The organism is Lysinibacillus sp. NPDC056185 (assembly GCF_047737915.1).
Taxonomy (GTDB): domain Bacteria; phylum Bacillota; class Bacilli; order Bacillales_A; family Planococcaceae; genus Lysinibacillus.
Genome location: NZ_JBLLLQ010000010.1, coordinates 112,833 through 127,392 on the forward strand (window position 1 = coordinate 112,833; position 14,560 = coordinate 127,392).

Sequence of the window (14,560 nt, forward strand, 5' to 3'; positions counted from 1 at the left end):
CTCCCCTTTATACTTAGTTTTTTTCTTTTAAAATATCTAATGCAGATTGGACATAATTAAGTGATTTTTGAACAGAAGGATCTTTCATCCATTTAACAATTGAAAAAACATTAATATGCTGAGGCTTTTCTTCTGCTCTTTGCTGTACCATTTTTAAGAAATCCAAACCTGTCTTTCCTTTTTCAACATATGGATCGGCATAGCTCTTTAAATTATTCATTGTATAGTCTGTCGTTTGTTTATCCTGAAGTACTGCTGTAACAAAATCAACGATGTTTTCTAACTGATGAATGATTTGAACAAGCTTTGGCAATTTTTCCATTAGCTGCACAATAGCCGTTATCGTTTCTGAGCCTACATTATAAGTAGAGACAAATTGCTCGTATCGATTTAATGTCTTTTCATCTGTTAGTACTACTTTCCCAAAATCCACAACATTTTCTGCTGAGTCTATCGTTTGCTCTACATTCGGTAATTTTTCCAACAATCGTTGTAAAGAGTGTCGAACTTCTGGTTTTTCAAGCGTTTCGAGTAATTGATATAATTCCTCGCTCATACTTACCGTTGCATTAGCCACGCCTGTCGCCTCCCTTCATTCGTAATTACATAGTGCCTTTCAGCATCCCATCCCAGTACATAACAGGTAGTAAATCCTTTTTCATGAAATACATACTGGATCTTTCCACTGCCTGGTTGAAAGGCATAGATTCGACAGGCTCTTTATTGTAATCAAACTCCGCCAATATTAGTTTGTTGTAGCCTGTTACAATTGGGCAAGAAGAGTAGCCATCATACATTTGCGCCATTGGTTGTTGTCTCATTAAAGCAATAAGATTTTGTGCAACGATAGGAGCTTGCTTGCGAATAGCTGCACCCGTTTTTGATGTTGGTAGATTGGCATTGTCACCTATCCCAAACACATTGCCAAACTTTTTATGCTGCAAAGTAAATTTATCAACATCTACCCAGCCACATTCGTCTGCTAATGCACTTGTTCGTATAAACTCAGGTGAACACATATAAGGTGTCACATGAATCATGTCGTATTTAATTTCTTCTACTGTGCCAGTATCTAAATTTTCAAAAATAGCTATTTTTTCATCAGCCTTAATTTCAATCAAATTACGACGGAATCGAGTATCAATATTTTTCCGCTCTATTACCTTTTCAAGTGCTTCACGATATTTCAAAACATCGAAAATAGCTAGATTGGCCGAACCAAAAATAACGTTAATATTGTCGCGAACATTGACTCTATTAAAATGGTCTTCTGCTAAATGCATAATTTTTTGTGGAGCACCACCACATTTTACTGGCGAATTCGGATGTGTAAATAACGCTGTTCCCTCTTTAAAATTGCGGATCGTTTCCCACGTATAATCCACATGCTTAAAAGAATAATTACTGCATACACTTTTAGTTCCTAGTGCCTCTTTCAGCCCTTTAATAGCTCCCCAGTTTATTTCTATCCCACCAGCGACTACTAAAAAATCATACGTGTATGTTGTACCTTCTAGTGTGATTACCTGGTTTTGATTGGGGTCAAAACTACTAACAGCCTCTTTTAACCAAACAGCTCCTTCAGGGATAACAGAAAGCATCTCACGTTCAGAGTCCCACTTATTTGCTGCACCACCTCCCACCAATGTCCAGAGTGGTTGATAATAATGTTTTTCTGCAGGATCTATGATGGCAATCTCCCCTTGAAGCGAATGAGATTGACGAAGTAAGCGTGCCGCTACTGAAATACCAGCAGTTCCTCCTCCAACGATGACTACTTTAAAAGAAGTCTTCATGTGTATATCCTCCTTATCATGCTGTCTTTCGTATACACCTTTTACACCTTAATAATAGTTTTAAGAGAGAGCCGTTCATATAGGGGTAATCCCCTAAAAACTTACACTTCAATGGTCAACATCACAAAAAGGGCAGTACAAGGTGAATGTTTCATCACTTGTACTGCCCAAATTAACAGTGTTTTACTTTACTTCTTCAATAAAAAACTAGCCATCGCCATAACGTGGAGTTGATTTCCGTTCCGACTGGGCGTTTTGCCGCTGACGCTTCGCTTTCGCGCAGATAAAACATTTGTAGCTGACGCTTTGCTTTCGCTACAGAAAACATTTGTTGTTGCTGTCGCTACGCTTTCGCACAGATAAAACAATTGTTGCTGTCGCTACGCTTTCGCACAGATAAAACAATTGTTGCTGACGCTTCGCTTTCGCACAGATAAAACATTTGCTGCCGCTACGTTAGCACTACGCTTTCGCACAGAAAACATCCGCTGCGCTCCAGGGTCTCGGGCCAGCACGATGCTGGTCACGAAGGCGTTATCACAGGACGTGATGGTTTTAGCCTTCGTTCCTCTATTGCTGATCTCCAAGGAGTCGCCCAGTCTCCACTCCAATCAACTTATATACATGGCATTCATTTTCACAGATGCCCCCAATTTTTGATGATATGCAAAAACCTACTACTTACATTTAAATTTTATTACAAAGACTGTACCTTCCGCTCCTGATTGGACACTAATGGTACCATCATGTAAATCTATTAACTGCTTAGTAATAGCCAATCCCAGACCTGTACCCGTTGCATCGTCCGTAGTATTCGTACCTCGATAATATCGCTCGAAGAGGTTATCAAGCTCCTCTTGAGGAATTCCTGGACCTTGGTCGGCGATTGTCAGCATAATCTCCTGGCCTATATTTTGCGCTTCTACGTTTACCGTTGTACCTTCAGGAGTATATTTTTTAGCATTGGTTATTAGATTATCTAAAATACGTTTTAGTAAAAGCTCGTCCGCTTTAAGCATGACATCCCCATAAACTTTTACAGACACTTGCTCATCTGCAAATTGAAGTAACCATACATTGAGTGGTAGCAGCACTTTTTCAAGCTGTATTGCTTTATTTTTTAATTGATACGTATATGTTAAGTCTTGTATAAGAGCATCCATATACGTCGCCTTCTCCTGCATCGTAGTTGCAAAGACGCGCATTTCTTCCTTTGTCCACTCATAATCCTCGGAAGCTAGCATTGTGGAATAACCATAAATAGAGCTTAGCGGTGTCTTTAAATCATGGGATAAGCCAGTTATCCATTCCTCCCGTAATTGCTCTGCATGCTTAATTTGCCTTTCATTGGAGGAAAGGCGTTTTGATAAATTATTTATCGATTCATCGACTGGCTGAAATAATTTAAATTTCCTCTTTAACTTCCCTGTCTTCCGATGATGGATACTTTTATCTCTTACTTTCCTGTAGTCGAACTGAGCTAGTAGCTCGATACGAGATATTACATAAACAAGCGGGCGAACAAATTGACGGGAAATGCTAACCGATAAAAAGATAATCCCTATTAACAATATAATATGTCCACCAAAGAAGACGGAAACAAATAAAACCATCGCTTTATTAAACGGCTCGTCAAACGGCTTATATGATGGGTTGGGCATCCGTACAACTAGTGTCGAGCCATCCTCTAAAGAAGCATTTTGCGAAAGCTCTTTATACTCAAAAATATCGTAATTCTCTTCCAGCAATTGAGGCTTATGGAGCTTTTTATAGCGCTCACCAATGACTTCTACACGATCCCACTGCTCATTATAGATTTCAACCGAGGCCTTCTTATCCTGTAAACGCTGGAGCAGTTCTGAAGAAACCTCTCCTTTATCCTTCCAATCCCGAACTACTTCCTCAAAAAGCGGCTGAACAGGTAAAGCCGGGAGGAATAACAAATGATATTTAGGAATCTCCCACGTGTGCATTCCTGGCCGTTTAAGAGCCATTTTTTCGTTATCTGTCATACTACATAGTTCACATGTGTCTCCCGTGTAATCAACAATGTCCATCGATTGATTGAACAAATATAATTGCCCTAAGTTCTCCCCTGCTCGCTTTACTAAATAATCAGCAATCTTAATAGATTCCCCTTTTTCTACGACAGCATCATCTTTAATTTCAGAGGAACTCATTATATGAATATCGTCACCAACATGACGATTGATAAAGATTGCAAAAAACACCAAACTTATAATAAAGCCTGTAATGATTAGTAAATAAAAAATGATGAAATAAGATACAAAACGAAGCGTTAATCTTCTAGCTGGCTTCATGAAGAAACATCTCCAGCAAGTTTATAACCAATACCCCTCACAGTAATAATGCAGGTTGGCTTACCTGGATTCTTTTCTATTTTTTCTCGCAGTTTTCGAATATGCACCATCACAGTATTATCATCAAACAAACAGTCACCCCATACGCGCTCGTAAATTTGCTCCTTCGATAACACTTGCCCTGCATTTTCACATAAATATTTCAATAAATAAAATAGCCTACCGCTAATAATTTCCTTTGTGCCATTTACAGTCACCTCTGCCGCATCGATATCGAATGTAAATCGACTGCATGAAAATAAATGACTTTCGGGTACATCTTTTCTCTTTATATATCTTGTAAGCTGGACCTTCACCCTCGCAACAAGCTCAAGTGGATTAAACGGCTTCGTAATATAATCGTCTGCTCCGTTCATAAAACCACGAAGCTTATCTGCATCACTAGCTTTTGCAGTTAAAAAGAATATAGGTGCTTCACTTTGCTCTCGAATCATATTCGCCATATCAAGTCCGCTACCATCTGGGAGCATAATATCTAATAGATAAAAATCAAAAACCTTCATTTCAATTTTCTTTTTTGCTTCTTGAACGGATTCGCAGAGAGTAATGTTTAAAAACCCTTCTTTTCTTAAAATAATTTCTATCATTTCTGCAATTGCACGTTCATCCTCTAATACTAAAATTGACGCATCTTGCATGCTATCACCTTCTTTTAAGATTTCTTTAAGGTAGTCATCATTTCATCATAAGCTTTACCAACTACACTATGTATAAGATAACCAATTGAGGAGATGAATTGCAATGACGACTAACCGCGTTACTTTCATAGATACAATCCGTGGATTTAGTTTATTTGGCATCTTAATGGCAAATCTGTTGATTTTCCAATTTGGCATGTATGGCAAAGATGAACTAAAAGATCTATCCGCCCTCGATAATGGAGCCTGGTATTTTGTGAAAATCTTTATAGAAGGATCATTTATGCCGATTTTCACCATTTTATTCGGCTTCTCTCTTATTAAACTTATAGAATCTATTCGTAGAAAAAAAGATAAGAGTCGATGGTCCATTTTTCGCCGCGCAACAGGGCTAATTGCTTTAGGTTTACTACATTCAATGTTTTTATGGGAAGGCGATATTTTATTTGCCTACGGCATTATGATATTGTTTTTAATCCCATTTATTAATCGTAAACCGAAAACTTTATTCATTTGGGCTGGTATCTTCTTATTACTTATTACTAGCTTATCATTTAGTTCCACAGAAAAAACTAAAAAAGAACAGCAAGAGTTAGCAACCTATGTAGAAAAAGCCGACAATGTATACGCTAACGGGAGCTACTTAGACATTTATAAATACCGTGCAAATGATCTACCTCCGGGCATGGATGATGCAGGATTAGTCTTTTTCTTATTAGTTTTCCTTGCACCAATGTATACCTCTGCATTGACCCTTTTCGGCATGGGGCTTGCTAAAAAGCAAGCTTTTGTGAATATGGAAGATGAAAAAAAATGGTATAAGCTCGGCGCTCTGCTTGTTCCAATAGGACTAGCTTGTAAGAGTCTGAGTTTTATTATAGAAAGCAATTTTTCCGGAATGCTGTTAACAGGTGGGTCTGAATTATTAGCAGTTGGCTATGTCTGCCTTGCAGCTTTAATATATAAAACCCGCCCTGTACAACGTCTCGCTCCTGCCTTTGAGAGTGTCGGTAAACTATCATTAACTAATTATCTAATGCAAACCATTATTTGTACAACAGTATTTTATGGATACGGTCTAGGCTTATACGGCAAGTTAGGCGTGTTTGGCGGTATTTTATTTGGAATCGTCGTGTATAGCTTGCAATGTGTTTTCAGCCTTGCCTACTTCAAGAAATTTAAACGCGGACCATTTGAATCTGTACTGCGTGTATGGACGAATTGGTCTTGGAATGGACAGATCAAAATAAAACAGAAAGGAAGTACTTTACATGAATAGTGACGCCAAAGAGGACTTTACAGATACATGGTGGTTTTTAGGAATCTGCACTGCCGTAGCTGCCGTTTTAACACTATTTGCTTTTTAATATAACAATCAACTTTACTTGGGAACAACTATACAACAATATCTCGGAATTCGTTTTCATTCGCCCCCTACTGTATACTATGACTACACATACTATACAGCTTAGGGGGCGTTTTTTTGCTACAGCGAATTATTATTACTGGCTATAGACCACACGAATTAGGCATTTTTAATGACAAGCACCCGGGCATTGCCATCATAAAAAAAGCACTCGAAAACCGTCTGCGTATATTGATCGATGAAGGTTTAGAATGGGTCATTATTAGTGGCCAGCAAGGTGTAGAAACATGGGGTGCTGAGGTTATTCTTATGTTAAGAAAGGAATTCCCTCATTTAAAATATTCTGTTATCACTCCTTTTTTAGAGCAGGAGAAAAATTGGCAGGAACATAAAAAAGGAAAATATCAAGCATTAGTAGCTCAAGCGGACTTCGTAACGAGTGTAACGAAAAAACCATACGAGGCTCCGTGGCAATTTATCGAAAAAGACAAATTCATAATTCAAAATACAGATGGTCTGCTGCTTATTTATGATGAAGAAAATGAAGGCTCCCCGAAATATATGAAACGTCTAGCAGAAAAATATATGGAAACACACGAATATACACTTTTGATGATTACCGCTTATGATTTACAAGTAGTGGCAGAAGAAATACAGCAACAAGATTGGTAGGGAAAATATTGATATAATTTTCTGATAATTATATACTTGAACTATATTAGTCATAGACTCATGGCTCATCACAATAGCGTGTGGTTGATCTCTGTTCCGACTGGGCGCTTTGTTGCTGACGCTTCGCTTCCGCACAGAGCAAAGCTTCCTAGGGGCGACCAGTCTCCACTCTAATCAACTTAAATTAAAATGGTATTCCTTTTAACATATATCATCCCTAACTTTAGGTGATAAATATTAAGAATTAGGTCAATGCTTTTAAAAGTATTCAAGTCTTTTTTCTACCCTTTGGTGCTAATTTTAAAAAAGGAGCTGCTAATATTTGAGTAAAAAAATCGAAATGGTTCTTGAGTCGCCGCCGGTGAATGTTTCTCATGATACGTACCGCAGAGAGTGCAGATATACACGTGGGATTCATATTGAAGAACAAGAGTTTAAAGCAATTTTGGATGCAATGTGCCACGATTCTCGCTTGTATTTTGATTTCCATAATCCACGCAGAGAGATTAAAAAAGGAACATATTTAAATGGGCACTCTGGGTTAGCGCATAATATTTATAATTACTATAAAACAAACCACAACATTGAACTGCCCGAGATTATAAACGGTAAAGATTTTTATGTAAAAATAATATAAAAATTTCATATTATTAAAGTGGGTTGTTCCTTACATAACAACCCACTTTTATGTCCGTAAAAAAGAGCTACCCTCTATATGAGAGTAGCTCTGTCTTTTTATAAATCAGATACTTGAGCACCTAATTCTTTATTATTGTACATTTCAGTGTCCAATTCTTTTGTAATACGTGCTGTTGTCACACCAGCAGTCATTGAACCACTTACATTAAGTGCAGTACGGCCCATGTCAATTAACGGCTCAACAGAGATTAATATACCTGCAAGCGCAATCGGTAAATCAAGTGCTGATAATACAAGAATTGCTGCGAATGTCGCACCACCACCGACACCAGCTACACCAAATGAGCTGACTGCTACAACTGCAATAACTGTAATGATAAACACTGGATCAAGTGGATTAATCCCAACTGTCGGTGCAATCATAATCGCTAGCATTGCAGGATAAACACCAGCACAGCCATTTTGACCAATAGATAGACCAAATGAGCCCGAGAAGTTTGCAATACCCTCAGGTACACCAAGACGACCTGTTTGTGTTTTAATGTTCATTGGTAAAGCACCTGCACTTGAACGTGAAGTGAAGGCAAATAATAATGTTTCCGCAGATTTCTTTAAGTACGTAAATGGATTTAAACCACTTAAAGTAAGAATTAGTAAGTGTACTATAAACACGATCATTAGCGCTACATAAGACGCTACAACAAACTTACCTAGGTTATAGATTGCCCCGAAATCAGATGTCGCAACTGTACGTGCCATAATTGCTAAAATACCATACGGTGTTAAACGTAAGACAATTGTTACAACGCCCATTACTAATGCATAGATGGCATCCAAGCCCTTTTTAATAGTAGCTGCAGTGTCTCCATCCTTACGTGCTACACGTAAATAAGCAAAACCTAAGAATGCTGAAAAAATTACAACAGCAATTGTGGATGTAGAACGAGCACCTGTTAAATCTAAGAATGGATTTGCTGGGAATAACTCAATAATTTGAGTTGGTAAATCCGGCGCAGTTAATCCAGAAGTTTTTTCCTCTAAATACGCCCCACGCTCTGCCTCTGCAGCACCTTGCATAATATGTGAAGCATCTAAATCGAATACTGTTGCTGAAAAAATACCAACAGCAGCTGATACAGCAGTTGTACCGATTAAAATGGCTAAAATAAGAGCTGCCATTCTTCCGAAGTTTTTACCAACCTTCATTTTCGTAAAGGCAATTAAGATAGAAATAAAAATTAATGGCATCGCAACCATTTGTAGTAATTTAACATAGCCAGTACCAATAATATTGTACCAACTTGTTGTTTTAGTTAACACATCCGAATCAATACCATAAATTAAATGCAGTCCAAGACCAAGTACAATACCTAAGCCTAGAGCCGTAAATACACGATTTGAAAACTTAACGTGCTTTTTATTCATAAAATATAAAATTCCAACGAATACGAGCAAGACAGCAACGTTAAGAATAATTTGTAATGTAGACAATGAAAAGCCTCCTAAGAAGTTTAATTATAATGTAATCGAATTATATACCTATAATCCCTATAATTCAAGTATGTTTTATTTAGATTAATAATTTCCTAAAGTAAAGCGGCTTATTTCTTTTGATTATGCCCTAAAAACCAAATTTAATAAGAAATGCTTACGGAACATGTGAGCTTCTTCGCGGAAAGCGTCCGTTATGAAAAAAAGACTGTGGGCGAGCTTGCCCACAGTCTGACCTACTTCGTCTAATGAACGAGGTAGGTTTCTTTCCCATTGTCATTAACGAGATAACAACTTCCCGAAATTTTTTTACATTGTTTTTTTACACGTGTCACCGCATCTGACAATCGGTCAACAGATTCAAATTGCTGATATTGATTAGTAATAACCGCAATGGATAGCGTAGTACAAGATAGAGGCTCTAATTTACCAGCTCTATTTTGTACTTGGAAGTATGTTAAATCCTCTACATCATAAAAGCTTAAAATAAATGCATCAAATTCATCAATAATTCTTTGACAGATCATGGCAGCCTCATAATGCGGAAGAATCGCAACGAAATCGTCTCCACCAATATGTCCTAAAAAATCTTCTGTACCTACTATATTTCTTTTCAAAATATCAGTTAAATACAGTAAAATTTTATCCCCTTTATTAAAACCATACGTATCATTGTAAGATTTAAAATGGTCTAAATCAAAATATATTAAACTATATTGCGGTAGCTTTAGTGCCTCTTCTAGTTTTTCATCTATTAATTTATTGCCAGGAAGACTACTTAAAGGATTTAAAAAGCTAGCAATAGCTACTTGTGTGTCTACGAGCTTTAACAGTAGCTCCCGAATACTTACTACACCGTAATACAAGTCATTCCTTGTTACAATCACATCATCATATAGATCCTCTGAAGGTCTAGACATCGCTAATGTACTGACCTCTGTTATAGGTATATTGCGATCTACAATTAAAGGATTCTCTTTCATAATCAGCTGATTATGTCGCCCCATAAACAAATTATAGCCATAGCGTGTGCCAATTTTTTGATAGAAATGCGTACGTGTAATATGCCCAATTGGTTTGTCATCTCGAACAACGACAACACTACGTAAAGACGGATTACTTGTAAAAAGTGAATCCACCTCTATATTTTTCACAAATTCATCAATACAAGGAACATTTTCTATGACTTCCCCTATCTTCATGGTCACCCATCCTTATTTTCCCCAAATGTAATTCCTTTGCGGGTTTCCCTACCGCATAGCCTTGTGCGTAGTGGATTCCAATAGTATGTAAATAATCAAGTTCTTCCTGGCGTTCAATACCTTCTGCAATAATTTCCGTTTCAGCTTGCTCTGCGTATCTCATCAGCAATGTAACGAGCTGCTGTTGCTCGCTGTTTTTATCAATAAATTGTATTAAAGAACGGTCTAGTTTAATAAACTCTGGCTTTAAGTAAATAAGAGTTTTCAAGCTATTATAGCCTGAACCCACATCATCCACTGCAATTCGATAGCCCTGTGATCGATAATGCGATAATACACGTTCAAACTCCACAAAATCTACCACTGCACTACGTTCGGTTAGCTCAAACACTACCTGCTGTGGTTTTATGCCAAGGTCCTTTAATAGCTGCAAGGTTTCACCACTATGGTAACTCTTATCTAGTAAAACATTAGGATGTATATTGACAAATACTAAAAAATTTCTGTCCATCCATTCCCCGTGTAGTCGTTCTTTGAAACGCTGTAATGAAAGATTACGACAAAAGCATTCAAATAAAAATACGCAGTCCGTTTGCCCAACAAATTCATAAAACTGATCGACACTATGAAACAATTCTGAAGGCTCTGGACGATTCAGTGCCTCAAAACCAACTGTCTGCCTCGTCTGTAAATCGACGATAGGTTGAAAATAAGTATGTAAACTCTTGTCCTGAATAATTTGCTTCAATGCTTTTAAACGTTTTATATAGAGAGTATTGTTTTGATGCTGCCCGTATAAATACTTTAAATAAGAAAATAAATTACTTGTTTTTATGCTTTGTCTCACAATAGACTCCATTCTCGCACCTCTTAAATTGGTTATTAAGATTTATTGTACGCTTTCATTGTAAAAGCACTGTGAATTTTATGTAAAAACAAGTGTCTCTAGCACTAGAAATCCTTTTCAATAGTTGACATTGCTCTATTCAAAGTAATCTTAATTACTTGATAGAGTAGTATATTTTTCATAATATATGATATATTCAATCAATTGGTTGATATATATCGTGAATAGTGTATGCTTGTAATAATAGTATTTTATTACCTTTTATAGAAATTTATTATTTTTATAGTAAAATAATAACCCATCTCCTTAAACTAAGGATGCTAATTGTAAAAACACTCATAGCGTCACAGATAACCCGATGCGCAAATCTCATCTCCAACGAAGTGCCTAGTCGGAACAAAAAATACCTCATGTTATGGCGATGATTTTTTATAATTGAAGATCTGTTCTTTATAGGGAAGCCTATTTAGATAAAAACTATTTTCAAGGGAGGATCCTGTTAATGAGTTTGTCAATTCAACAATTATTGGAGAATAAAGGAATTACACCAAAATCTGAACACCTTGAACTTCTAAAAGCACGGTGGGAAGGTATGCAATCCCTTCGTGGTAATTTAGAAGGCATCGCTATTGATGATGCTGATATCGCTATCCGTAGCATCCCTGGAGGTGACCACATTGACAACTGATTTACACTTAAAATCTGTTGAAGAATTAGCACCATTACTTGAAACTAAAAAACTCTCTCCTGTCGAGTTGACGAAAGCAATTTTAGATTTTGCTGAAGAAAGTCAGCCTAAAATTAATTCATACATGGCTTTTTATCGTGAAGAAGCCCTAGCACAAGCACAAGTGGTAGAAAAAGAAATTTTGAATGGACAGTATCGAGGAATATATCACGGGATTCCTATGGCATTAAAAGATAATTTGTACTTTAAAGATAAGATAACAACGATGTCATCAAAGATTCATAAGGACTTCGTTTCAAATTATGATGCGACGGTTGTAGAAAAGCTTCGTAATGCCGGTGTTATTTTCACAGGTAAATTAAGCATGCATGAGTACGCATGGGGCATCACGAATAATAACCCTCATTACGGACCCGTTCGAAATCCATGGGATTTAGATAAAATCCCTGGTGGTTCTAGTGGAGGCTCTGGCGCAGCAGTTGCAGCAGGGGCAAGCGTCGCATCATTAGGTACAGATACTGCTGGCTCTATTCGAATCCCTTCATCAGCCTGTGGGATTGTCGGCTTAAAGCCTACTCATGGGCGCGTAAGTAAATATGGCTGCTACCCTCTTGCTTGGAGCTTAGACCATATTGGTCCAATGACAAAGACAGTAAAAGACGCAGCCGGCTTACTTGAGATTATTTCTGGATTTGACCATAGAGACCCTACCTGTACAGACGTTCCAACAGAGAATTATGTACAGCAAATTTCGGGTAATGTGAAGGATTTAGTCATCGGCATCAACGAAGAGTATTTCTTTAACAGAGTAGATTCCGATGTGGAGAAGGCTGTTCGGGCAAGTATTCAAAGCTTAGTGGATCAAGGAGCAAAAGTTGAAATCGTTCGAATTCCATCCTTGCAATATGCAGAGTGGGCAGAGCTCGTTACTTCCCTTTCGGAGGCAGCTGCAATCCATCATTCCGATTTACAGAAAAGACCACAGGATTTCGGAGATGATATTCGTCTGTTATTTGAACTAGGTGAAATACCATCTGCCGTTGATTACCTACAGGCTCAACAGGTGCGACGACAAATCAAGCAAGAATTTACACAGATTTTTAATCAGGTTGATGTGCTTATTACGCCTACATTACCTGTAGTGGCAAGTACTATTGGTGATGACTTTGCATATTTAAATGGTGAAAAAGTTGATTTAATTGATAATATCATTCGTTTTACAGGCCCAAGTAACCTAACAGGGTTACCTGCCCTTTCCGTTCCTTGTGGCTTTAAAGGTAATTTACCAGTTGGCCTCCAAATTATTGGTCCAGCATTTAAGGAAGGTCGTATTCTTAACGTTGGTTACGCCATTGAACAAACGAATCCAATGAAAAATAGAAAACCTAATATTTTCGCTAATATCTAAACTTAATAATGTGGAAGAATCTGCTTGCTTTACGGACTTAGTCTGTAGAACATCAGCAGATTCTTTTTAATTGGTTGGTTTATCAGCGATTCGAATTGCCTTATCAGCTTTTTCACTGGGCTTATCAGTTATAATAAGTAATAGAAGCTCAATCACAAGAAAGGTTGTTTGATAGCCTAATGAACGTAGAGAACTTTTTACAACTGCCAATTACAAAAGATTTTACAGTCGTTGCTGGTCGCAATGGTTTACATAAGCCCGTTCAAAATGTGGAAATTCTAGACTTTGAATTTTCACCCGATATTCAGACTGTGAGAGAAACGATTTTCACACCGAATAGTGTTGTTTTAAGCAGCTTATTATTCGCAAAGCAAAAACCAGAATATTTATGGAATGCCGTGAAAAGCCTTATTGAGCTAGGAGCAAGTGCTCTAGCTTATAAACCTGTTATCTATGAGGATTTGCCTGAGGAAGTGATCGTCTATGCAGATGAACAAAATTTCCCGATATTGCGATTTGGCGGAGATGAATTTTTTGAAAAGATTATTTTAGAAACGATGGCCTATGCAAAAACGCAGGATTATTCATTCTTTTTAGATACGATTATGCGACGTATCATGGAGGAAGAAGTAACTGATGAACAAATAAAGTTTATTTTACAACAAATCAATAAGCCCTTTGAAAAATATGTATTTGTTGCTAATATTCAAATGCAAGATCATGCAAATAGTCAATGGATGCAATCCCTTTTCCAATTAGAGCCTCTATTGAAATCTGGTATGATTTGTAGCTATAAAAAGAGCCTCTTTATTGTAATGACCCATCCATCACAGCAATTTCAATTCGAAAAACTTCTAAATGAATGGTTGACGATGTATGCAATCTCAACAGAATCAATGACCTTTGGCTATAGTCGTTGTCATGTAACACAAACCGAACTCCCTATTGCTGTTCGTGAAGCCTTTTACGCACGCATCATGGCTGAAATTGAAACGGCTCCTATATGCCATTATGAGAACCTTGCTTCCGATTCGTTATTAATTGAATTGCATCGGAAGGACGCTACATTCGCTATGGACTATGTAAATAGCTATCTCGGTCCCTTATTTGAGGAAAAGATTGATCCGGACTTAATGAAAACAGCCATCACCTATGTCGTAAAACGAGGAAATATTAAAGAAGTAGCCGTTGCTCATTTCTGCCATCCAAACACAATCCGTTATCGTATGTCAAAAATACGTCAGCTAGTAGCACCTTTAGAAAATGATTATGTTTTTTATGAGCATATAGCTGCAGCCGTTAAATTGTACTTATTACATAGCAAAACGAATGTTGAATGACAGCTTTGGAATAAGTACAAAAAAACGCCTGAATTTTTAGAATTAAAATCAAACTATTTTCTCCCATCTCATGCTATTCTATTGAAGTTAGG

The 14,560-nt window shown here is 37.3% G+C and carries 13 protein-coding genes; 6 read left to right on the top strand and 7 right to left on the bottom strand.

The window, feature by feature from the left end; translation table 11 throughout:
* Positions 1 to 13: 13 nt before the first annotated feature.
* The 4 genes from ACMZ42_RS12400 to ACMZ42_RS12415 form a co-directional block, all read right to left on the bottom strand.
* The gene (locus ACMZ42_RS12400; protein ID WP_415731668.1) at positions 14 to 577 is read right to left on the bottom strand and encodes a hypothetical protein; all 564 of its coding nucleotides are present in this window, start codon (positions 575 to 577) and stop codon (positions 14 to 16) included.
* Positions 578 to 602: 25 nt separating this feature from the next.
* Entirely contained in the window at positions 603 to 1,796 is a 1,194-nt protein-coding gene (locus ACMZ42_RS12405) for an FAD-dependent oxidoreductase (RefSeq protein WP_415731669.1), read from the bottom strand.
* Positions 1,797 to 2,473: 677 nt separating this feature from the next.
* Complete coding sequence (locus ACMZ42_RS12410) at positions 2,474 to 4,117, bottom strand: sensor histidine kinase (protein ID WP_415731670.1); 1,644 nt, start codon at positions 4,115 to 4,117, stop codon at positions 2,474 to 2,476.
* A complete protein-coding gene (locus tag ACMZ42_RS12415; RefSeq protein WP_402871131.1) occupies positions 4,114 to 4,815 on the bottom strand; it encodes a response regulator transcription factor in 702 nt (233 codons plus the stop codon). Before ACMZ42_RS12415 ends, ACMZ42_RS12410 begins: the two co-directional genes overlap by 4 nt.
* Positions 4,816 to 4,918: 103 nt before the next feature.
* Here ACMZ42_RS12415 and ACMZ42_RS12420 point away from each other — a divergent pair, with 103 nt between their 5' ends.
* From ACMZ42_RS12420 to ACMZ42_RS12430, 3 genes are all read left to right on the top strand, one after another.
* On the top strand, positions 4,919 to 6,094 hold the full coding sequence (locus tag ACMZ42_RS12420) for a DUF418 domain-containing protein (RefSeq protein ID WP_415731671.1): 1,176 nt from the start codon (positions 4,919 to 4,921) through the stop codon (positions 6,092 to 6,094).
* A 204-nt stretch (positions 6,095 to 6,298) separates the two neighbouring features.
* Positions 6,299 to 6,853 carry an SLOG family protein gene (locus ACMZ42_RS12425; protein ID WP_415731672.1) on the top strand — a complete coding sequence of 185 codons (555 nt, stop codon included), beginning with the start codon at positions 6,299 to 6,301 and terminating at the stop codon, positions 6,851 to 6,853.
* A gap of 322 nt (positions 6,854 to 7,175) precedes the next feature.
* Positions 7,176 to 7,490, top strand: a complete 315-nt coding sequence (locus ACMZ42_RS12430; RefSeq protein ID WP_402871135.1) for a hypothetical protein — start codon at positions 7,176 to 7,178, stop codon at positions 7,488 to 7,490.
* Between the two features lie 98 nt (positions 7,491 to 7,588).
* Here ACMZ42_RS12430 and ACMZ42_RS12435 read toward each other — a convergent pair whose 3' ends face one another.
* The 3 genes from ACMZ42_RS12435 to ACMZ42_RS12445 all read right to left on the bottom strand — a co-directional run bounded on the left by ACMZ42_RS12435 (position 7,589) and on the right by ACMZ42_RS12445 (position 11,044).
* Positions 7,589 to 8,917: an L-cystine transporter gene (locus ACMZ42_RS12435; RefSeq protein WP_415731686.1), complete on the bottom strand. Its 1,329-nt coding sequence runs from the start codon at positions 8,915 to 8,917 to the stop codon at positions 7,589 to 7,591.
* A gap of 311 nt (positions 8,918 to 9,228) precedes the next feature.
* On the bottom strand, positions 9,229 to 10,185 hold the full coding sequence (locus ACMZ42_RS12440) for a GGDEF domain-containing protein (RefSeq protein WP_415731673.1): 957 nt from the start codon (positions 10,183 to 10,185) through the stop codon (positions 9,229 to 9,231).
* Positions 10,145 to 11,044, bottom strand: coding sequence for an EAL domain-containing protein (locus ACMZ42_RS12445; RefSeq protein WP_415731674.1), 900 nt, complete (start codon positions 11,042 to 11,044; stop codon positions 10,145 to 10,147). Before ACMZ42_RS12445 ends, ACMZ42_RS12440 begins: the two co-directional genes overlap by 41 nt.
* A gap of 490 nt (positions 11,045 to 11,534) precedes the next feature.
* Between ACMZ42_RS12445 and ACMZ42_RS12450 the strand changes: the two genes are divergently transcribed.
* The 3 genes from ACMZ42_RS12450 to ACMZ42_RS12460 all read left to right on the top strand — a co-directional run bounded on the left by ACMZ42_RS12450 (position 11,535) and on the right by ACMZ42_RS12460 (position 14,468).
* Positions 11,535 to 11,720 (top strand): hypothetical protein, encoded by a 186-nt coding sequence (locus ACMZ42_RS12450; RefSeq protein ID WP_249075639.1) that lies wholly within the window; start codon positions 11,535 to 11,537, stop codon positions 11,718 to 11,720.
* Positions 11,710 to 13,128: an amidase gene (locus tag ACMZ42_RS12455; protein WP_370080761.1), complete on the top strand. Its 1,419-nt coding sequence runs from the start codon at positions 11,710 to 11,712 to the stop codon at positions 13,126 to 13,128. The genes ACMZ42_RS12450 and ACMZ42_RS12455 overlap by 11 nt, the downstream gene beginning before the upstream one ends.
* Before the next feature lie 179 nt (positions 13,129 to 13,307).
* Positions 13,308 to 14,468, top strand: a complete 1,161-nt coding sequence (locus tag ACMZ42_RS12460; RefSeq protein WP_402871141.1) for a PucR family transcriptional regulator — start codon at positions 13,308 to 13,310, stop codon at positions 14,466 to 14,468.
* The last annotated feature ends 92 nt before the right edge of the window (positions 14,469 to 14,560 follow it).

Coding starts and splice junctions, on each gene's coding strand:
- ACMZ42_RS12410 (WP_415731670.1), bottom strand. CDS start 4,117: ATGAAGCCAGCTAGAAGATTAACGCTTCGTTTTGTATCTTATTTCATC.
- ACMZ42_RS12460 (WP_402871141.1), top strand. CDS start 13,308: ATGAACGTAGAGAACTTTTTACAACTGCCAATTACAAAAGATTTTACA.
- ACMZ42_RS12440 (WP_415731673.1), bottom strand. CDS start 10,185: ATGAAGATAGGGGAAGTCATAGAAAATGTTCCTTGTATTGATGAATTT.
- ACMZ42_RS12415 (WP_402871131.1), bottom strand. CDS start 4,815: ATGCAAGATGCGTCAATTTTAGTATTAGAGGATGAACGTGCAATTGCA.
- ACMZ42_RS12420 (WP_415731671.1), top strand. CDS start 4,919: ATGACGACTAACCGCGTTACTTTCATAGATACAATCCGTGGATTTAGT.
- ACMZ42_RS12435 (WP_415731686.1), bottom strand. CDS start 8,917: ATGAATAAAAAGCACGTTAAGTTTTCAAATCGTGTATTTACGGCTCTA.
- ACMZ42_RS12405 (WP_415731669.1), bottom strand. CDS start 1,796: ATGAAGACTTCTTTTAAAGTAGTCATCGTTGGAGGAGGAACTGCTGGT.
- ACMZ42_RS12445 (WP_415731674.1), bottom strand. CDS start 11,044: ATGGAGTCTATTGTGAGACAAAGCATAAAAACAAGTAATTTATTTTCT.
- ACMZ42_RS12450 (WP_249075639.1), top strand. CDS start 11,535: ATGAGTTTGTCAATTCAACAATTATTGGAGAATAAAGGAATTACACCA.